The sequence below is a fragment of the Streptomyces sp. NPDC057099 genome, assembly GCF_042671245.1.
In the GTDB taxonomy this organism is placed as follows: domain Bacteria; phylum Actinomycetota; class Actinomycetes; order Streptomycetales; family Streptomycetaceae; genus Streptomyces; species Streptomyces purpurascens.
The window spans coordinates 1-20,163 of sequence record NZ_JBHUTX010000040.1 but is presented as its reverse complement, the minus strand read 5'-3'; the positions used below and the strand labels follow the sequence as shown (position 1 = coordinate 20,163).

At 73.2% G+C, this 20,163-nt stretch carries 15 protein-coding genes; 10 read left to right on the top strand and 5 right to left on the bottom strand.

Going from position 1 to position 20,163, the window contains the following annotated elements; translation table 11 throughout:
• Window positions 1-5 precede the first annotated feature (5 nt).
• Genes ACFT4A_RS32655 through ACFT4A_RS32640 form a run of 4 tightly spaced genes read left to right on the top strand, consistent with a single transcriptional unit; the run spans window position 6 to window position 3,746 of the window.
• Window positions 6-701 (top strand): hypothetical protein, encoded by a 696-nt coding sequence (locus ACFT4A_RS32655; RefSeq protein WP_382837395.1) that lies wholly within the window; start codon window positions 6-8, stop codon window positions 699-701.
• Window positions 698-1,660: a DUF6895 family protein gene (locus ACFT4A_RS32650; protein WP_382837393.1), complete on the top strand. Its 963-nt coding sequence runs from the start codon at window positions 698-700 to the stop codon at window positions 1,658-1,660. Before ACFT4A_RS32655 ends, ACFT4A_RS32650 begins: the two co-directional genes overlap by 4 nt.
• On the top strand, window positions 1,657-2,574 hold the full coding sequence (locus ACFT4A_RS32645) for a DUF6895 family protein (protein ID WP_382837390.1): 918 nt from the start codon (window positions 1,657-1,659) through the stop codon (window positions 2,572-2,574). Before ACFT4A_RS32650 ends, ACFT4A_RS32645 begins: the two co-directional genes overlap by 4 nt.
• The gene (locus tag ACFT4A_RS32640; protein ID WP_382837388.1) at window positions 2,571-3,746 is read left to right on the top strand and encodes a serine hydrolase domain-containing protein; all 1,176 of its coding nucleotides are present in this window, start codon (window positions 2,571-2,573) and stop codon (window positions 3,744-3,746) included. The genes ACFT4A_RS32645 and ACFT4A_RS32640 overlap by 4 nt, the downstream gene beginning before the upstream one ends.
• A 7-nt stretch (window positions 3,747-3,753) precedes the next feature.
• On the opposite strand, the gene ACFT4A_RS32635 is transcribed toward ACFT4A_RS32640, so the two are convergent.
• The 3 genes from ACFT4A_RS32635 to ACFT4A_RS32625 form a co-directional block, all read right to left on the bottom strand.
• Entirely contained in the window at window positions 3,754-5,118 is a 1,365-nt protein-coding gene (locus ACFT4A_RS32635) for a carbohydrate-binding protein (RefSeq protein ID WP_382837385.1), read from the bottom strand.
• 55 nt (window positions 5,119-5,173) lie between these two features.
• The gene (locus ACFT4A_RS32630) at window positions 5,174-6,838 is read right to left on the bottom strand and encodes an alkaline phosphatase D family protein (protein ID WP_382837382.1); all 1,665 of its coding nucleotides are present in this window, start codon (window positions 6,836-6,838) and stop codon (window positions 5,174-5,176) included.
• A gap of 207 nt (window positions 6,839-7,045) precedes the next feature.
• Complete coding sequence (locus ACFT4A_RS32625) at window positions 7,046-8,935, bottom strand: protein-arginine deiminase family protein (protein WP_382837380.1); 1,890 nt, start codon at window positions 8,933-8,935, stop codon at window positions 7,046-7,048.
• A gap of 254 nt (window positions 8,936-9,189) precedes the next feature.
• Here ACFT4A_RS32625 and ACFT4A_RS32620 point away from each other — a divergent pair, with 254 nt between their 5' ends.
• From ACFT4A_RS32620 to ACFT4A_RS32610, 3 genes are all read left to right on the top strand, one after another.
• Window positions 9,190-9,756, top strand: a complete 567-nt coding sequence (locus ACFT4A_RS32620) for a hypothetical protein (protein WP_382837377.1) — start codon at window positions 9,190-9,192, stop codon at window positions 9,754-9,756.
• Window positions 9,757-9,772: 16 nt separating this feature from the next.
• Entirely contained in the window at window positions 9,773-14,110 is a 4,338-nt protein-coding gene (locus ACFT4A_RS32615) for an HAD-IC family P-type ATPase (protein ID WP_382837374.1), read from the top strand.
• A gap of 88 nt (window positions 14,111-14,198) precedes the next feature.
• Window positions 14,199-14,651 (top strand): flavodoxin family protein, encoded by a 453-nt coding sequence (locus tag ACFT4A_RS32610; protein WP_382837372.1) that lies wholly within the window; start codon window positions 14,199-14,201, stop codon window positions 14,649-14,651.
• A gap of 5 nt (window positions 14,652-14,656) precedes the next feature.
• On the opposite strand, the gene ACFT4A_RS32605 is transcribed toward ACFT4A_RS32610, so the two are convergent.
• Together ACFT4A_RS32605 and ACFT4A_RS32600 are read right to left on the bottom strand one after the other, a co-directional pair.
• Complete coding sequence (locus tag ACFT4A_RS32605) at window positions 14,657-15,751, bottom strand: YihY/virulence factor BrkB family protein (protein ID WP_382837369.1); 1,095 nt, start codon at window positions 15,749-15,751, stop codon at window positions 14,657-14,659.
• Between the two features lie 88 nt (window positions 15,752-15,839).
• Window positions 15,840-16,379, bottom strand: coding sequence for an MmcQ/YjbR family DNA-binding protein (locus ACFT4A_RS32600; protein WP_382837367.1), 540 nt, complete (start codon window positions 16,377-16,379; stop codon window positions 15,840-15,842).
• A 75-nt stretch (window positions 16,380-16,454) separates the two neighbouring features.
• Here ACFT4A_RS32600 and ACFT4A_RS32595 point away from each other — a divergent pair, with 75 nt between their 5' ends.
• The 3 genes from ACFT4A_RS32595 to ACFT4A_RS32585 all read left to right on the top strand — a co-directional run.
• Window positions 16,455-17,087: a GNAT family N-acetyltransferase gene (locus tag ACFT4A_RS32595; protein WP_382837364.1), complete on the top strand. Its 633-nt coding sequence runs from the start codon at window positions 16,455-16,457 to the stop codon at window positions 17,085-17,087.
• 141 nt (window positions 17,088-17,228) lie between these two features.
• The gene (locus ACFT4A_RS32590) at window positions 17,229-17,912 is read left to right on the top strand and encodes a lytic polysaccharide monooxygenase (RefSeq protein ID WP_382837361.1); all 684 of its coding nucleotides are present in this window, start codon (window positions 17,229-17,231) and stop codon (window positions 17,910-17,912) included.
• Between the two features lie 243 nt (window positions 17,913-18,155).
• Window positions 18,156-20,163, top strand: a 2,008-nt coding sequence (locus ACFT4A_RS32585; protein ID WP_382837359.1) for a DUF1996 domain-containing protein, incomplete at its 3' end; no start/stop codon positions are given.

Here is a 20,163-nt window from a genome sequence, read left to right as displayed (position 1 = left end):
CAACCATGAAGCAGTCAGGCACTTCGTCTCTCTTGCAGGACGCGGTGCGGGACCTCGCTTCCGGCGTGGTCTCCGCTCTTCGGAGCGGAGACCACGCTCGTGCGGCCGCCCCCGTGGCGGTCGACCCGGAAGCGGAGGGACTCGCCCTCGCGGCCGTACGTGTGCTGGGAGCCGACGCGTTGCTGCCGAGCACCCTGGTGCACACCCCGCCCCCGCCCGACGAACTCGCCGTGTTCCGGAAGGCCGTGGAGACCTACCCGCCCGGCGCCCAGGCCGCCCCCACCGTCGTGTGGAGCCACTGGGCCATGCGACGCACGCTGCGGCGGCTCGACCCGGGTCACGCCGACGGCCCGGACGAAGAACCCGACGCCGCCTGGCTCGAGGGCGCGACCTGGCAACTCCTGACGCACCAGCTCGCGGTGCTGGCCGCACTCGCCCTGCCCGGCGAGGACAGCGCGGTCGCCCGCGCGGCCGTGCACCGGCCGGTCGACGTCGCCCGCGGCTTCGTGCGCGCCGTACGCCGCAGAGACTGGCGGCAGGCGGCCGGCGCCGGACGCTGGCTCACCCTGCTGGACGGCGTACCGCGGACGCTGGGTCTCGAGAACGGCCTGGACTTCGTGGAGTTGATGGGCGGTCAGGATCCGCTCGTGGCGCTGCAGGTGAAGGCCGCGCGGCTGACACGGACGGGAGCGTTCGTGTGAGGGACGTACGGGGGCCACGACAGGTGGCCGAGGACGCGCTGGCATGGGTGTCCGCACACCGTGAGCAGTTCGCGCTGGGCGAGGACGCGCTGGCCGCCGACGGACAGGTGAACCGCAGCTGGAAACCGCTCGGGGAACTGGCCCAGGTGTGCGCGACCGTGTCCCGGCACACCGCGCCCCCGGATCCGCTCCACGCGTGCGCGGCCGACCTGATGGCCTTCGCGTGGCAACAGACCGGCCGGGGAGAGCTGTTCGTGCGCCTGCAACGGCTGGAGCCCTTCGCCACCTACCCGTTGGAGGTGTACGCCGCCATGGCCGCGGCGGGCCTGCGGCACCCCGGCTACGAGGCCGCCACCGCCACCGTCGCCCGCACCCGCGGCTGGCGGCTCACCGAGCAGGAGCCCACCCGGCGGCTCGGCGTCCTGAACGCCGAGACACGCAGCGGCATCCGGCCCTCCGACGCGCTGCCGGAGGCACTGCGGCACACCTGGCTGGCCGGGCTGCCCGAGCCCTGGACCTTCGAGCAGTCCTCCGGCTACTCCCTCACCCACGTGGTCTTCCACCTCACCGACTGGGGGCGCGCCGGGCCCGGGGGAGTACCACCGGACCTGGCCGACTACCTGGCCGACTGGCTGCCGCCCTGGCTCGACACCTGTCTGGACGCCGGGATGTGGGACCTCGGGTGCGAGCTTCTGGCCGTGGCGGCGAGCCTGCCCCTGCTGCCCGAACCCGCCGTCCTCGACGACGCCTGGGCACGGGTCGCGGCGGTACAGCACCCCTCCGGCGCGATCCCGGAGCAAGGGGGAGGGACGGACCACGACGGCGGCCCGGACTTCCTCTCCCACTACCACCCCACCCTCATGGCCGCCTTCGCGGCAACCCTGACCACAGGGCGACTCGAGGACGGAGCCCGGGCAGACACACACCACCGGCCCGGCGGACAAGGAGTGCTGGGATGACCGACACCCGCCTGATCCACAACGTCGGAGCGGGCGCTCTGGAATGGCTGTGGGCCCACCGTGACGGATTCCAGCTGGAACCCGACGTCGACCCGGAGGTCGGCTTCCTGGAGCGCTTCAAACCCATCGGCGAACTCGCCATGATCTGCAAGGTGCTCTTCCGCGAGGGAGTCGCGGGATCACGCCAGGCGCAGCTGGCCCGGCAACTCCTCGACCACGCCTGGCGCGAGACGCTGGACGGCGGCCGCATGCTGGTGCGCGGGCAGCTCACGGAGCCGATCTCCCCCATCCCGTTCGAGGTGTACCTGCCCTTCAAGGAACTCGGCTACAACCAGCCGGAGGTGGAGCGCGCCGCCGCCCTGAACCACCGGCTGGACAGCTGGGTGTCGTTCGAGGCGACCCCCACCCGCAGGCTCGGACTGTCCGCGTTCCAGCGCCGGTTCGGCCTCCCGCCGCGTCCTGCGGAGGCCGAATTGCGGGACACCACCTGGCTGGCCCGCACCCCCGAGCCCTGGACGGTGGAAGGGCACATCGCCTACGACGTCACGCACAACGTGTTCCACCTGACCGACTGGGGCGAGAACCCGGACGGCCTGCCGCCCGCCACCGCCGACTACCTCGCGACCTGGCTGCCCGTCTGGATCGACGACTGGCTGGACCTCGAACGCTGGGACCTGCTGGGCGAACTGCTGGTGGTCGACGCCTGCCTGCCCCGCCCCACCCTGGACGAACGGGCCTGGGAGGGCTTCGCCGCCGCACAGCAGCCCGACGGGGCCATGCCGGCCCTGCGGACGATGCCCGAGGGCGCCCCGGACGAGGTGTTCGACATCGTCTACCACCCGACCCTGGTCGCCGCCTACGCCTCCGTACTGGCCACATCCCGCTCCCTGTCCCGCCTGGCACACGCCTCGTGACGCCCCGCCGGCACGCCTCGCGGCAGGGCGAAGCCACCGACGCCCCTCGCACCACGCCCGAGGCGGCCCACCCCGTCCCGCGCGCCCAGTCACCGGATCCGGCCCCCGACGACGGATCACTCGACGCGCGGCTCGCGGACGCCGTCACCGTGTCCGATGCCCCGGACGTGGTCTTCGCCTTCTCGCGGTACGGCCGCCGTACCGTCCTGAGCGGCGGCACCGCCCCGCCTCCGCCGCTGTCCCGGGAGGACCTGCGGTACGAGATCGGCTCGGCCGCCAAGACGTTCACCGGGCTGCTGCTGGCCCGGCTGATCCACAGCGGCCGGCTGTCCGGCGGTGAACCGGCCGTCAGCCTCCTGGGCAGGGGGCGGCCGACCGGTGCGGACCCGGTGACGCTCGCCCATCTGATCACCCACACGTCCGGACTGCCCGCACTGCCGCCCGGCTTCCTCCTCCGGGCCCTGCCCGCCTGGCACACCAACCCCTACGGTCGCTTCCCGGCCGCCCGGGTCGTCGACGCCTTCCTGCGGCACCGGCCGCGCCACCGCCCCGGCACCCGGTGGCGCTACTCCAACTACGGCGTCGCCGTACTCGGACACGCACTCGCCGCCGCGACCGCCACACCGTGGGAGGACCTGCTCACCGACCAGGTCCTGCACCCGATCGGCCTGCACGACACGACCCTGCGCGCGGACGACTCCGGGTTCGACGCACTCGGGCACGGCACCGACGGCCGGTCACCCGTGCCCCCCTTCGACGCCGGAGGCTTCCAGGCGGCGGGTGCCGTACGGGCCACCCCGCACGACCTGCTCACCTTCCTCGAAGCCCATCTGGACCCCACCGGCCCCTCACCACAACTCGCCGCGGCCCTGCGCGAGGTGCGCCGACCCGTGCTCCGCCGGGGCATCGGGCACCGGCACGTCCACACCACCGCCTGGTTCTGTCACCCGACCGACGGCGGACCGCTGTACTTCCACAGCGGAGCCACCCTCGGCCAGCAGGCGTTCCTGGGCTTCCGCCCCGACACCGGCACGGCCCTGGCCGCGGTGTGCACCCGCCGCTTCCGCGGCCACGACCCGTTCCTGGCCACCGCGTACGCGCTGCTGACGGAGGAGCAGCGGGACCGGCCCGGCGCCCACGGCGTGTGCCGCACCGGCGCCGGACGGTCCTGACCCGTCGTCACACCCGCTGCCACAGGGCCGGAGTGCCGGTCGGCGCCCACGCGCCCTGGGCCTGGTGGGTCTGCAGGCACTGGTAGCGCACCCCGGCGTGGCTCACCGTGACACCGGCCTCGTAGACACGGCCGGCGGCCCACGTCTGCGCGACGCTGCCCTGCGGTGCCGCGGCTTCCACGGCGGCGGTCTTCAGGGTGAGGCCGAAGTCGCTGAGCAGCGCATTGACCGGCTGATAGAACGTCGTGCCCCCGCTCTTGCAGTCGCCCGTACCGCCGGAGGTCACGCCCTGCGCCTGGACGCCCGCGACGTAGGGCCCGCCGGAGTCGCCCGGCTCGGCGCACACCGTCGTCCGGGTCAGCCCGTCCACCCTGCCCTCGGCGTAGCTGACACTGGCGTCGTGCTGCTCGACCTTGCCGCAGTGCCACCCGCTGGTGGAGCCGGAGCGGCAGACGGCGGCCCCGACGAGGGCCTGGACCGAGCCGGTGACCTGGACCTTCTGCTCGCCCTCGACCTTCACGTTCGGCGTGGTCGTCCACTGGTCGTTGACGGCCACCCACGACATGTCCTTGCCGGGGAACGTGGAGGCCTGAAATGTGCCCTGCTCCGCCTGGTTGAACCCGGTCGTCGTGGCGCCCTTCTTGCCGCAGTGGCCGGCCGAGGCGAAGCCCCGCTGCGCGCCCTTGGTGACGGAGAACCCGATCGAGCAGCGGGCGCTGCCGTTGATGTAGTAGGCGTCGCCGCCGGTGACATCCGCGAGGAGGCGTGGCCGGTCCGCCGTCACCGTGACGCCCACGCTCTTGGCGTCGAGTCCCGCGGCCTTGACGAACGCGGCGGCCGCGGCCTTGCTCCGGGCCTGCACCGCGACCCGGTTCGCCGGGATGTCGACGTACCACAGAGGCGTGTCACGGGTGTCGGCACGGGCCGCCGCCCCGTCCAGCTTCTTCTTCGCCGCCTGGAGGTCCCGGAGCGTCTTCTTCACGACGGCGGCCTTGGCGCCCTGGGCCTTGATGGCGGGCACGTCCGCGGTGTTCGTGGTGGCCACCACGAGCTCCTGCGCCGTCGTGCCGCGCAGCCAGGCCCCGGCGAAGCGGTTGCCCAGGGCGTTGCGCAGCCTCCCCGCCCGGGTGCCGGCCTCCGCCTCGTTGACCAGCCGCAGGGACGCCTGGGCCGGGGTCAGCCCGAGGTCGCGCTCCAGGGCACGCAGCACCGGAGCCGACGGCCGGTCGGCGCCGAGGGTCTGGGCGGCCGAGGGCAGCGGGCCCGCCGGGGGCGCCGGCTCGGCCGCCACGGCGGAGGGGAGCCCGGCGACGAGTACGCCGAGCGCGGTCAGGGCCGCCCGGCGACCGGTCACGGCGTGTCTGTGGACCATGCGATGTGTCTCCTTCGATCACGGTGGAACTGCGGTACTGCGGGAACCGGGCGTCTCACGCGGTCTTCAGGCCGGGCGAACCCACCTCCGTGACGAAGGAAGCGGTCGTCGAGACGGTGCCCCCGGGCTGGGTGATGGACGGGACGGTCCGGAAGTCGACCCGGGCGTTCGCGCGGCCCAGTTCGACCCGGACGTAGCCGCGCCGGCCGTCGTAGTACTTCATGTGCGGGTTGGCCCGCAGATAGGTGTCCCAGTTGTCGGGCTTCTCGGTGCCGTTGCCGCCGCTGGAGATGGAGGTGCAGGTGAACTCCGTGCCCAGCGTCCTGGACCGCGGGTCGTCGAAGTCGTCCTTGATGTCGAAGGCGTACCCGACGTGGACGTCGCCGGTGAGGACCATCCAGTTGTCGATGCCCGCGGCCTTCGCGCCCGCCGTGACCCGGTCGCGGGAGCCGCGGTAGCCGTCCCAGGCGTCCATGGAGACCCGGGCCGGGCCGGTCACGTCGAACTTGCGCTGTGAGAAGCACACCTGCTGCGGCAGCACGTGCCACAGCGCGCCGGAGTTCCGCCAGCCGTCCAGCAGCCAGCGTTCCTGCGCGGCGCCGGTCAGGGTGCGGGCCGGGTCGTCCGACTCGGTGCCCGGCGCGTGCGGCCGGTCGTCGTAGGCCTGGTCGGAGCGGTACTGGCGGGTGTCGAGAAGGTCGAACTGGACTAGCGACCCCCAGGCCAGCCGGCGGTACAGCCGGGCGTCGGGGCCCTGCGGCAGCTGCTCGGCGCGCAGCGGCTGGTTCTCCCAGTAGGCCCGGTAGGCGGCGGCGCGTCGCGCCAGGAACTGCTCCGGGGACGTGCCGTTCTCGTCGAAGGCGCCCGCGTAGTTGTTCTCCGTCTCGTGGTCGTCCCAGGTGACGAGGAACGGGTGCCGGGCGTGGGCGGCGCGCAGGTCCGGGTCGTTCTTGTAGAGCGCGTAGCGCAGCCGGTAGTCCGCGAGCGTGATCGTCTCGCGGTTGAACACGTCGGGCAGTTTGCGGTCGCTGTAGCGGCGGGCCCCGCCGGCCGAGTCCACCGGGTACTCGTACAGGTAGTCGCCGAGGTGGAACACCACGTCGACGTCCTCCTCCGCCAGATGTCGGTGGGCGGTGTAGTAGCCGTCCTGGTAGGCCTGGCAGGCCACGGCGGCCAGCCGCATGCCGTCGAGGGCGCTGCCCGCGGCCGGTGCCGTACGGGTGCGGCCCGTGGGGCTGATCCAGCTGCCCACCCGGAAGCGGTAGTAGTAGTGGCTGTTCGGCCTCAGGCCCTTGATGTCGACGTGCACGCTGTGGGCGTACTCGGGATGCGCCGTGGCGACACCCCGCTGCTCGACGAGCGCGAACCGCTCGTCCGTGGCCACTTCCCAGGAGACGGCGACCCGCTCCTGGCCCAGGCCGCCGTCCGCGGTGAACGGCTCGGGGGCCAGCCGGGTCCAGATCAGCACCGAGTCGGGCAGCGGATCGCCGGAGGCCACGCCGAGGGTGAAGGGGTCGTCGGAGACCCGGGCGGCGTCCAGTTCCGGAGCGGCGGTGGCGCCGCGGGCCGGCCGGTTGGTGGTGAAGGCGAGCATCGCGGCCGCCGCGGTGACGGTCAGAAAGCGGCGGCGGGCGACGTGCGGCGCCGCGCCGCGCAGTACCGCGTCATGCGGAGAGAAGGCATGCTCGGACGGTGCATTGCGACGGCCCGTCAGCGTCATCTGGTGTCCTCTCGTACGGGGCAGTTGCGCCCCCGGGCGGACGCGTGGGGCATCGCCGACGTGCGGAGCGCGGAGCATGCATGCTAAGCAGACAAAATGCCTAAAGCGGGCGCGACCTGCGGGGCGTTCACACCAGAGGCCGCAAAACGCCTCCGCCGCCGCCGGCGTCGGCCGGCGGCGGAGGGGGAGTGGCGGAGTGGGGGCAGGTCACCGGCCGCCCGGGTCGGTGTTCCACCACCGCGCACCCCCGGACGTGTCCCGCAGGGCGTTCGTCGCGCAGTGCACCTCTCCGCCCGCCAGGTGCGACCAGGCGAAGTTCTCCACCCAGTGCACGCGCACTCCGCCGGCGGCGAGGGCCTTCTGCGCGGCGGTGCGGAACAGATCGCGGCCGCGCACCTTCGGCCCGTGCGGATCCGGCGCGGCGTAGTCCCGGGCGGTCAGGGACAGGCCGTTGGCGATGCTGGGGGAGTAGGCGATCGCACCCATGGGCCCCTCCGCTTCCGCCCCGAGCGTCTTGTACAGCACCGGCACCCGCACCAGGTCGCGCCGGGACAGCCCCGTCTCCCGCAGCAGCACGGCGATCTGGTCGTCGATGCGCCGCGCCGCCTCCTCGTTGCCGGCGAGGAAGGCATCGTCCGCCAGCAGGGTGTCGACGCTCGGCTTGCGCTCCGCGCTCGTGTCCGCGAACAGCCGCTGCCCGCCCTCCCCGGCGCGCCGCGCATGCCGCATCAGCTCCAGCGCCTGCCGGGGGTCGGCGACCGCCAGTGTCCAGCCGCGCTCGTTCTCGGCCCGCACCACATGGACCGTCTCGTCCACATGGCCGACCAGCAGCCACGACGTGTCGATGGTGATGGCCGGCTGCCTGCCCTGCGCCTCGATCATCCGCACGAACGCCGCATCGGGTGCCTGCTCCGGGGCCGTGCCGTACAGCACCCGCCCGTGCGGGTGACCCTCGTACGGCGGTACGGACTCGAAGTTGCCGGTGAAGTTCTGCAGATCGACGCCGCTCGGCTCACGCCCCGGCGTGAACTGCTGCACGACCCCGATGTCGGGCCCGCGGAAGTCACGGAAGAGCAGCCGGGCCGACCGGCTCAGCGTGGTCCTGCCGCCCTCGGGCGGCGCCCACAGCACCGGAGCGCGCAACAGCACCCGCATGCTGTGCACCCCTCCACCGGGCGCCGGGACACCGGCCATGCCCGGTTCGACCATGTCCTGCCGCCAGATGTCCCGCCACCACTGCTCCGTACCGGCCGTGAAGGTCACGTCCCGCCGGGACAGCCCCGCGGCGCCCGCCGCCCGTACCAGGGAGGAGGCGAACGGCCGCCACTCCCTCGGCCGGTAGGCGTCGCCCGCGCTCCAGGGGCCGGGGGCGACACCGCTGCCCGGGCCCGGCTCGGCCGCGAAGACACGCTCGGCGCGCTGCAGATCGTTCTGGAACAGCACGGGCGCCACCTTCAGCCGCACCCGGTCGGAGGTGGTGCGGCCGCGGTCGGTCACGGTGAGGGTGACGGTGACCTCGCCGTCCCAGCGCCGAGGGTCGCGGACGATGTCCCGCCCCTCCAGGGCCAGTTCGGCACCCGCCCGCAGTTCATGAGCCGTCAGCGGTCCGCGCAGGACCCGAAGCGCCCCGTCACGTCTGACGAACAGCCGGACGTACGGCCGCTGCTCCGCCGCCACCTCCACCCGCCCCGACGCGTCCTCGCCCACCGGCGCGGGCGGGACCCGCAACGGGGCGAGGTCCGCCCGGTCCCGCTCCCCGTTGACCCGTTCGTCCGCCCCGTCATGGCAGGCCGCCAGCCGCTCGTCCACGGCCGGATCGATACGGTCCAGATCTCCGGGGCGCATCCGGCAGCGCCGCGCGTCGTCGTCGACGTTCGCGAGGAAGACCGCGCCACGCCCAGGCCGCCACACCTCCTCGCCCGTCTCGTCGGACGTCCCCGCGACATCCACGCGGCCGTCCTGGTTCACATCGGCACGCAGGTCCGCGGCGGTCGGCGGCTTCTGTGCGGCCGCCGTCGTCCCTGTGGCGGCGACCAGCAGGGCCACGGTGACCACCGCGACGCGGCGCGGCACACGCGCCCTCGGTGTTTCGGGCATGACGAGTCTCCTCGGCAGATCAGAGGCCGGTACGGGAGGACGTCCGCAGACCATGCTCCTCCGCCCCGGCGAGCCGTACATCGTGCTGTGCGCCGAGGTGCCGGCTACATCGATGGATCTACCGGGCGGGCCGCGCCCTCCTCCTCGGGCCTCGGCCGAACAAGACAAGCGCCAACCATCCCAAAGGCGGAATATGGGGCAAAGGGCTGGGAAACCGGTTGACGTCGCTGAACAACGCGCCCGTGGAGGTCGACATGAACCAGGAGACATCACGTTCGTCTGATCTTCCGCAGCCGTTGCGGGCCGTCGCCTCGGGCCTCAGGCATCTGCCGGGCGCGGAGCAGGTGGGCAAGGTGGCCGGAGGAGCCCTGGACAAGATCGGCGAGGTGTCGCCGCGCGGACGCAGGATGGCCGTCTACGCCGGTGCCGGTGTGCTCGGTGTGGCCGGAGTGGTGGAGTGGCCGGTGGCACTGACCGGAGCCGCCGTCGCCTGGCTGACGCGGCCCCGGCCCGGACAGGAGCACGACGGCGCGTCACCGAACGGCGGCACACGGACCGCCCGGACCGGTGAACGCCGCAAGGGCACCCAGGCCACGCCCGACGAGCAGGACACCTCCGCGCACGGCCCCGGCGGCAGACTCGCCGCGTCCCACTACCGGCACGAGCCAGCCGAACAGCACGTCCACGAACAGCCCGCCAAGGTGGGCGACACCGCCACCGCCTCCGCGCTGAAGCAGGTCGCCGAGGCCACCGCGCACCACGACGAGCCGGACCGGGAACACGCTCACCCGCACGGACACGACAGCCGGTCAGCCGGCTGAGCCGGGACGGCGGCACATGCTCACACGCTTCGACGTCGCCCCGCTCGTCGGGGCCGTGGCCGGTGCGGCCGCAGGGGCCGTCCGCGGCACCGCCCAGGGCGTGACGTCCGTCTACGACACCACGCGGCGCGTGCGCAACGTCGCGCGCAACGCGCTGACCGGCGGACAGCACTGGATGGCCGGACAGCGCGTCCACCTCGCCCTGCGGCGCACCGACGGCGAGGCCGGCGCGATCGCCCGCGAGATGGCGGAGGAACTGCTCGACCATCCGGACGTGCTCACGGCGTACTGGGACGAGGGACTGTCCCGCCTGGTGATCACCGTGGCCGAGGACGCCGTCACCGACCGTGTCACCGAGCGGGCCACCGACCTCGCCGCCCGCTTCGGCCTGGACGAGGGCGCCGACCCGAACGCCCGGGACACCAGCCACCCCGGCGATCCCGCCGAGGTGCGCGTCACCGCGGCGGCGATCCTGCTGGACGCCGCCGGCGCGGCCGGCGCCTTCGTCGGCCGGTCCCTGCGTCTGCCGCCCACCTCCCGCATCATCACCGCGGCCGTCACCCTGCTGCGCGAGAACCCCCGCTTCAGGGCCCTGCTCCGGGAGCGGTTCGGCACCTCCGGCATGGAACTCGTCCTGGCCGCAGCCAACGCCGCCGCGCACGGCGCCGGCCAGACCCCGCTGGCCCTCGTGCTCGACGGCGCCCTGCGCGGCACCCAGCTGACCGAGGCCGTGGCCCGGGCCGCGGCCTTCGAGGCACTGCACGACGACATCGTCCACGAACGGCGCACCAGCCTGCCCTGTCTGCCGGACACCCGGCCGCCGCTCAAGGTGACGCCCGCCGCGGAGTACGCCTCCCACGCCAGCACCGGCAGCGTCGCGGGCGCCGCCGCCACCCTCCTCGTCACGCACCGGGCGAACGACGCGGCCGAAGCGGTCCTGGCGGGATCCCCGAAGGCCGCCCGGTACGGACCGGCCGCCTTCGGCGCGACCCTCGGCACGTTCCTCGCCCACGCCGGGATCCTGCTGCGCAACGGGGAGCGCCTGCGGCAACTGGAGATCGCCGACGCCCTCGTCCTGCACGCCGACGCCCTGCGCAGCCGGCGGGAGGACACCGAAGACGACTCCGACGGGCTGCCCGACGACCCGGTCCACCCCTTCGCCGAGGCCGTCCTCGACGCCGCCCGCAGGGCAGGACTCCACGTCGTGATCGCCGGCGGCTCCGACCTGAAGGACATCATCCGGCTCGCCGACGAGGTCGCCCCGGGAGCCAAGCCGTTCGGAGACGTCGTGCGGGCCCTGCAGAAGGACGGGCACGTGGTCGTGACCGTCGCCCGCCTGAACGAGTCCGGAGACGGAGACGTGGCGGCAGGACTGCCCGCCGGAGACGTGGCCATCGCCCTCACCGACGGACGGGCCGCCGTCTCCTGGGGCGTCGACGCGCTGGCCCCGGGCGGCCTCGCCGACGTCTGGCGGCTGCTGACGGCGATCCCCGCGGCCCGGCGCGTCGGACGCCGCTCGCAGACACTGGCCCGCGCGGGCGCCGCCCTGTCGGGGCTCCTGGTCGCCCGCGGCGGACAGCGCCTGGGCCGGCTCGGCATGTGGCCCCTCACCCGGCACGCCCCCGTCAACATCGCCGCCGCCAACGCCCTGCTCGCCGGCTGGCTCGCCGCCGCCCAGGTGGCCAGGGCCACCCCGCCCCCGCCACGACTGCACATCCCCTGGCACGCCCTGGAACCCCACGAGGTCCGCGACCGGCTGGGACGCGCCGGGCGCGACGGCGAGCCCCGCGGACTCGCCCTGCTCGCCGACCGCTCGAGACAGCAGGCCGGTCGCCTGATCCGCCACCCCGCCGTGACGCCCGCCCGCTGGACCTGGCAGGCGGCCGGTGCCGTACGCCGCGAACTGGACGATCCGCTCACCCCCGTCCTGGCAACCGGCGCCGTCGCCTCCGCGCTGCTCGGCTCCCTCGTCGACGCCATGCTCGTCGTGGGCGCCATGGACCTCAACGCCGTGACGGGCGGACTCCAGCGGATGCGCGCCGAACAGGCACTGGCCCGGCTGGCCGCCCGGCAGCAGCCCAAGGCCCGCAGGCAGGACGGCCACCGGCGCACCGTCACCGTCGACGCCGCCCGGCTGCGGCCCGGCGACGAGATCAGCCTCGGCGCCGGCGACGTCGTACCCGCCGACGCGCGCCTGCTGGAGGTCGAGGGCCTCGAGGTCGACGAGTCGGCACTCACCGGCGAGTCCCTGCCCGTGTCCAAGGCCGTCGACGCCACGCCCGGACTGCCGGTGGCCCAGCGCGCCTGCATGGTGTTCGAGGGCACGACCGTCGTGGCCGGACGCGCCACCGCGCTCGTCGTGGACACCGGCGAGCAGACCGAGGCGGGCCGCGCCGTCACCCTCGCCGCCCGCACCCCGCCACCCGCCGGCGTCCAGGCCCGGCTGCAGGAACTGACCCGCAAGGCACTGCCGGTGACCTTCACGGGCGGCGCCGCCGTGACCGGACTGTCCCTGCTGCGCGGCAGCCCCGTCCGACGCGCCGTCAGCGGCGGTGTCGCGGTCGCCGTCGCCGCCGTACCGGAAGGACTCCCGCTCGTCGCCACGGTCGCGCAGATGGCGGCCGCCCGCCGGCTGTCCCGGCGAGGCGTCCTGGTCCGCACCCCGCGCACCCTGGAGGCGCTCGGGCGGGTCGACACCGTCTGCTTCGACAAGACCGGCACCCTCACCGAGAACAGACTGCGCCTGGTCCGTGTCGCCACCGCCGACGGCACCGTCCTCGAGACCGGCACCGAACAGGCCCTGCCGGTCCTGCGCCTGGCCGCACGCGCCTGCCCGCAGGAGGAGACGGGACAGGGCCGCCGTGTCGCGCACGCCACCGACGAGGCCGTCCTCGACGTCGCCCCGCCCGACGAGGGCTGGACCCCGACCGGCGAGCTGCCCTTCGAGACCCGGAGGGGCTACGCCGCGGCGGTCGGCCGCGACGGCGACCCGGACTTCGGTGAACTCCTCGTCGTCAAGGGCGCCCCGGAGACGATCCTGCCCGCCTGCCGGGACCTCCCCGGCCACGCGACCGACACCGCCCACGAGCTGGCGGGAAAGGGTCTGCGCGTCCTCGCCGTCGCCCGGCGCCCCTGTAGGGCCGACGACGCCGACGCCGAACTCGACGCGCCGCTCGCGGACCTGGAGTTCAGCGGCTTCGTCGCCCTCGCCGACGTCCCGCGCGACACCTCGCACGCCCTGCTCGCGGAACTCCGCCGCTCCGGCATCCTGCCCGTCATGCTCACCGGCGACCACCCCGAGACCGCCCGCGCCATCGCCCTGCAACTGGGCTGGCCGGAGGAGACCGAGGCGGTCACCGGCGACGAACTCGTCGCCATGGAACGCCGCGAACGCGTCCGGGTCCTGCGCGGCGCGGGCGTCATCGCCCGGGTCGCACCCGAGCAGAAGCTGCACGTCGTCGAGGCCCTGCAACAGGCCGGACGGGTCGTGGCGATGGCCGGCGACGGTGCCAACGACGCCGCCGCGATCCGCGCCGCCGATGTCGGGGTCGGCGTGGAGTCCCGCGGCTCCGCGGCCGCCCGCAACGCCGCCGACCTCGTGCTCACCACCGGCGACCTGTCCGTCCTCGTCGACGCCGTCGCCGAGGGCCGTGCCCTGTGGCGCAGCGTCGCCGACGCGGTGAGCATCCTCATCGGCGGCAACGCCGGCGAGGTCGGCTTCAGCGTCCTCGGCACCCTGCTGGCCGGCGCCTCACCCCTGTCGACACGTCAGCTGTTGCTGGTCAACCTGCTCACCGACATGTTCCCGGCCATGGCGGTGGCGGTGACGCCGAGCGACGACCCCTCGACGGCGGAGCACGCCGCGACCGGCCCGATGGGCCTCAACGTCCTCGGCGCCCCGCTGCTGCGCTCCATCCGGCGCCGGGGCATCACCACCTGCCTCGGCGCGGTCACGGCGTACCTCATCGGCCGCCTCACCCCGGGCACCGAACGCCGGTCCACCACCATGGCCCTGTGCGGCGTGGTCGGCGCCCAGCTCGTGCAGACCCTCTCCGGCCGCCGCCGCAGCCCGCTGGTGTGGGTGACGGCCCTCGGCTCGGCCGCCGTACTCGCCGCCCTCGTCCAGACCCCCGGCGTCAGCCACTTCTTCGGCTGCACCCCGCTCGGTCCGGTGGCCTGGGCGGGCGTGGCCCTGGCGATCGCCCTCTCGGCCCTGGCCCCGCGCCTGGAACACCTCCGGGCCGTCCACCTGCTCTACGAGGCCGTGACACGCCTCGCCCTGCGCCTGGGCGACCTGACCCAGCAGGCCCGGGAACTGCTGCAGAGCGGGATCGCCCGGCCGGTGGTGGCGTAACGCTCCCTTCTCGTACGGAGAGCGAGGGACGGGCACCGGATCTCGCGCCGGCCGCTCATGCCCTTCACGACTTGTAAGGTCGGGTGCCGTGGCCACCTTGCTGATCGTCCATCACACGCCCTCGCCCAACTGCCAGGCGATGTTCGAAGCCGTCGTCTCCGGGGCGACCGACCCCGAGATCGAGGACGTCACGGTCGTGCGCCTGCCCGCGCTGTCCGCCACCGCCTCCGACGTCCTCGCGGCCGACGGCTACCTGCTCGGCACCCCCGCGAACCTCGGCTACATGTCCGGCGCCCTCAAGCACTTCTTCGACCAGGTCTACTACCCGTGCCTGGACGCGACGCGCGGCCGGCCGTTCGGCTACTACGTGCACGGCGGGAACGACGTGACCGGAGCCGTACGGGGCATCGAGTCCGTCACCACGGGCCTCGGCTGGCGCCGCACCGCCGAGGCCGTGACCGTGACCGGCGAGCCGGACAAGGGCGACATCGAGAGGTGCTGGGAACTGGGCGCGACGGTCGCCGCCGGACTCATGGGCTGAACAGCTCAGGTGTCGTCCACCCGGCGCCGGTCCTCCTCGTCCCACGCCCGGGTGTCGCGTGGCTGGGTGTACGGCTCGGCCTCGGGCGGATGCCCCCCGGCGACGGCCCGCTGCCGTACCGTCTCCGCGTCGAACTCCAGACCCAGCAGGATCGCCAGATTGGTGATCCACAGCCACACCAGGAAGACGATGACACCGGCCATCGTGCCGTAGGTCTTGTTGTACGAGGCGAAGTTGGCCACGTACACGGCGAAGCCCGCCGACGCGACCAGCCAGATCAGCAGGGCCAGCACACTGCCCGGGGTGACCCAGCGGAACCCCTTCACCTTGGCGTTCGGGGTCGCCCAGTACAGAATCGCGATCATGATCGTGACCAGCACGACCAGAACGGGCCATTTCGCGATCGACCACACGGTCAAAGCGGTGTCGCCGACCCCCAGCACCGTTCCGGCCTGGCGGGCCAGCGCGCCCGTGAAGACCACGATCAGCGCGCTGAACGTGGCCAGCACCATCAGCACGACCGTGACACCCACCCGCACCGGCAGCAGCTTCCACACCGGCCGCCCCTCGGGCATGTCGTAGACGGCGTTGGCGGAGCGGATGAACGCCGCCACGTAGCCGGAGGCCGACCACACCGCCAGGACGAGACCGACGATCGCCATCACCGAGCCGATGCCGGCATTGCCCTGCAACTGCTCGATGGCCCGGGTGATGATGTCGCGCGCGGCGCCGGGAGCGAACTGCTGGATGTTCTCGAGCACCTTGTCCGTGGTCGATTTGCCGGTGAGCCCCAGCAGCGACACCAGCACCAGCAGCGCCGGGAACATCGACAGCACCGTGTAGTACGTCAGCGCCGCCGCCCGGTCGGTCAGCTCGTCCTTCTTGAATTCCCGCATGCTGCCCTTCAGCACCGCACCCCACGACGTCCGGGGCAGCTCACTCGGCGTGTCGGGCGCCGCACGCTCCACTTCGGGCCCCGGACCGGCTGTCCCGCGCGCGGGACCAGAACTCTCCGACGGCTCCGACGGCTCGGACGGCTCCGACGGCGGAGTCTCACCCGCGTGATGTTCTTTTCGACCAGGAATATGCAGCTTCACCATGCGAGCCGGGTAACCCCGCTCCGGGCCCCTAAGCGGGCCCGGCCGGCCGCACCTGCCGCGTCGGCGTCACCTGCCCCGGGCCGGACCATCACCCCCGCAGGGCGAGCCCCCGCTGCTCCAGCGCCTCCGACAGCACTCGCACGGCCTTGGGCCCGACCCCGTGCAGCGCCAGCAGTTCCGCCCGGGAGTGCCGGGCCACCTGTTCCAGCGTCGTCACACCGGCGCCGAGCAGGGCCTGCGTCGCGGGCCGGCCGATACCGGCGGGCAGGTCGCCGCCCGGGGCGTCGGCCGCCGCCTCCGCCGCTGCCAGGGACGCGGCGAGTCGCTTCGGGGCGCGGCTGAACCAGGACGCCCGGACCAGGGCGTTGAGATCCTTGCCGCCGACATCCGCGAGCGGCACGCTGAAGCCGATCGGCGTGCCCATGCGCTCGAGGCGCTCACCGGTGGGATGCGCGGCCAGGGCCGCCTCGGTCTCCTCCCGCGGCAGGTACAGCCGCACCCGGCCGTCTTTCATCACCGAGGCGAAGCCCTTGCCCCGCACCGAGAAGGCGACCATGCCGAAGTGCGTCCCCTCCTCGGCCTCCGGGAGGGCGAGTGCCGCCTTGCGCAGCTGGGTCACGGTCGTCATGGCGGGAGTCCGGCACACGCGTCATCTCGTCACAGCGGGTTGAGAGAGCGCTCCCACGCCGTGCACGATGCCGTCATGACCACGTCCCCCGCGATCCGCCCGTACCGCCCCGAGGACCGTTCCGCCCTCGACGACATCTGCATCCGCACCGCGCACGCCGGCCGGGACAGCCGCCCCCACTACGCGGACCCGGGCATCTTCCCGGTGACCTTCGCGGCTCCCTACGTCCGCCTGGAGCCGGAACTGGCATTCGTGCTGGACGACGGCCAGGGGCGGGCGGTCGGCTACATCCTCGGCGCCGCCGACACCCCGCGGTTCGCCGCGGAGTTCCGCGTCACGTGGCTGCCCCTGGTCGCCGGCCGCTACCCGGAACCGCCCGAGCCGCCGCGCACTCCGGACGAGGCCATGGCCCACCTGCTGCACCACCCGGAACGGATGGTGAGGCCCGAACTGGCCGCGTATCCCGCGCATCTGCACATCGACCTGCTGCCCGACTGGCAGGGCCGGGGCCACGGCCGCCGTCTGATGCGGACGCTGCTCGGGGCCCTCCAAGGCAGGGGAGTCCCGGCCGTCCACCTGGCCATGGCGACCGCCAACACCGAGGCCAGGGCCTTCTACGACCGCCTGGGGTTCCGCGAGATCGACGTTCCGGAGCCCGGCTCGGCCACCTACCTCGGCCGCATCACGAACGAACTCGACCGGCTCTGACGGAAGTGGCGCAATCGTGCGTTGCCGACCCGTGCCATCGGGCGCAGCGTGGACAGTGCGGGAGCGCTCCCACGCGTGCCCGCACTCCCCACGCACGGCACACCGCAAGCACCGCAACCCCCACACCCGAAAGAGGAGATCATGGATTGTCATGGTCATGCTTATAAAGAGTCCCGTCCGGTCAGGTCCCGTCTGACGCTCGCCCTGAGCGTGCTGGTCGCCGCGCTGCTCAGCCTGATCCCGTGGAGCGGCACCGCCGTCGCCCACGGCTCCGTCGTCGACCCGGCATCCCGCAACTACGGCTGCTGGCTGCGCTGGGGGAACGACCACCTCAACCCCGCCATGGCCCAGCAGGACCCCATGTGCTGGCAGGCGTGGCGGAGCGACGCGAACGCCATGTGGAACTGGAACGGCCTGTACCGCAACGGCTCCGCCGGCAACTTCCAGGCCGTGGTGCCCAACGGCCAGCTGTGCAGCGGCGGCCGGACCGAGGGCGGCCGGTACAACTCCCTCGACACGGTCGGCGCCTGGAAGACGACGGACATCGGCAGCAATTTCACCGTGAAGCTGTACGACCAGGCCAGCCACGGCGCCGACTACTTCCTGGTGTACGTCACGCGGCAGGGCTTCAACCCCGCGACCCAGCCGCTGACCTGGAACGACCTCCGGCTCGTCACCCGCACCGGCAAGTACGGGCCCAGCCAGAACTACGAGATCCCCGTGAGTACTTCGGGACTGAGCGGCCGGCACGTCGTCTACACGATCTGGCAGGCATCGCACATGGACCAGACCTACTTCCTGTGCAGCGACGTGAACTTCCGCTGACCTGCCGCTTCGGCTGCCGTACCCCGCCGGACGGGGCGAGTCCGGCGGGGTACGGCTGTGCGGGCTTTCTGAGAGTTCTCGAAGAATTTCCGGGGTGGCTGAACGCTCCGGTGCTCCCGCACGTATGGGGCGAGGGGATTTTCATGCCCGGAACGCCTCAAGCGCAGGAGAGCACCCTTGGCACGCAATACGCGAAGACGCCCTACAGGCCCACGGCGCGCGACCTTCGCCGCAGTCGCGCTGATGCTGGGCGGAGGCGGCCTGATGGCGGCGAACGTCTACGCCTCGGCCACGGACGGCGGTTCGGGCGGTGAGCCCGCCCAGACGCGGTCCGGTACGGGGGTGCGGACCGCGGGATCCACGATCGACTGCCCCGACGTCGGCAGCCGGCTGACCTCGGTCCCCGAGCAGGCGAGGGCGGAGGTCGACAAGGAACTCGCCCTGCTGGACGAGCAGATCGCCAAGGCCTACCAGCGGCTGAGCGCGTCGGCACAACAGATCCAGCAGGACTCCGGCTTCGCCGACAACGCGATCATGAACCCGCTGAAGGAGAAGCGGGGCGCGACCCTCGAGCGCATCGCCATCGCCATCGACCGAGTCGGCGACCGCCCCGAGGGGCTCGACGCCCTCGCGGCCTGCACCGTCCGGGACTCCGGCAACCAGGCTCCCGAGCAGGGCGAGGGCCAGGACGGCGACGGCGGCGGCGAAGAGCAGCCCGGCCAGGAGCAAGGCCAGGACGGCCAGGAGCAGGGGAACGGCCAGGAGCAGGGCCAGGGCAACAACGGCGGACAGGCGGGCAACGGACCGGTCGCCGCCGACTTCGCGGACATCACCGGCGTCCAGCCCAATGTGAACAGCCCCCGCCAGAAGGGCAACGCCTCCCGCGGCACCTTCGCCACCAGTTGCGGCGTGAACGAGAACGGCCTGTTCAACTCCGACAACATCATCGCCGCCCCGGGTGTCACCAACGGCGCCCACCACTTCCACGACTACGTCGGCAACCAGGCCAACAACGCCTTCGCCGGCGACCAGGACCTCGCGAACGCCGAGACCAGCTGCGACGACCAGGGCGACAAGTCCTCCTACTACTGGCCCGTCCTGCGCGTGCAGAACGGCACCCAGGAGCAGGACGCCAACTCGCCCGGCGGCGGCATCGAGGGCAACGCCGGCGCGATCGTCACGCCGAAGCAGGTCACGCTCGACTTCGTGGGCAACCCGCGCGACAAGGTCACGGCCATGCCGCGGCTGCTGCGCATCATCACCGGCGACGCCAAGTCGTTCGTCAACGGCACGGCCAACGCCAACGCCTCCTGGAGCTGCACCGGCTTCGAGGACCGGCAGCTGAAGGACAAGTACCCGCTGTGCCCGAAGGGCAGTGACGTGGTGCGCTCCTTCAAGTTCCAGAGCTGCTGGGACGGCCGCAACATCGACAGCGCCAACCACCGCACGCATGTGGCGTTCGCCGACGCCTCCGGCGCGTGCCCGTCCGGCTTCCGGGCGATTCCGCAGCTGGTCCAGCGCATCGTCTACGACGTCGACGCGCCGAGCCTGAAGGACGGCGGCCGTACGACACCGCTGTTCGCGGTGGACTCCTTCCCCGAGCAGCTGCACAAGCCGGTCACGGACCACGGCGACTTCATCAACGTCTTCGACGAGGACCTGATGGGGGAGATGGTCGACTGCATCAACGACGGCCGGAAGTGCGGAGCCGGAGCGGAAGCCGAGCCCGGCGACAAGCCGACCGAGAAGCCGACCGACAAGCCGACCGAGGAGCCCGGGTCGGGCGAGGAGCCGGGCGAGGAGCCGACGAAGGCCCCCGAAGCCCCGCAGGAGCAGCCCACCCGTACCCCGGACGCCCCGAAGGACGGCAACGCGGGCGGCAAGCCCGCCGACACGGGCGACGACGGAAAGGACGAGGCTTCCAAGCCACCGGCGACGGCCAAGCCGGCCCCCGAGCCGGAGCCGAGCGACTCGCCCGCCGACGAGGCCGAGGTGTACGCGACGCCCTCGGCGAAGTCCGGTGAGCAGGGCGGCTCGAAGGGCGACACCGGCGAGGACTCGGACGGCCTCGGCGAGTCCCAGGCCGTCGGCACGGCGACCAGCGCCGCCGCGACCCCGGCGGCCCCGCCCCGGACCGAGCCCCAGGCGGTCGGCAGCGGGAGTCTGGCCGAGACCGGCGCCCAACTGTGGCCGGCCGCGGCGGGTGCCGTACTCCTCATCTCGGGCTTCGTGGTCCTCCGCCGCGCCAGAC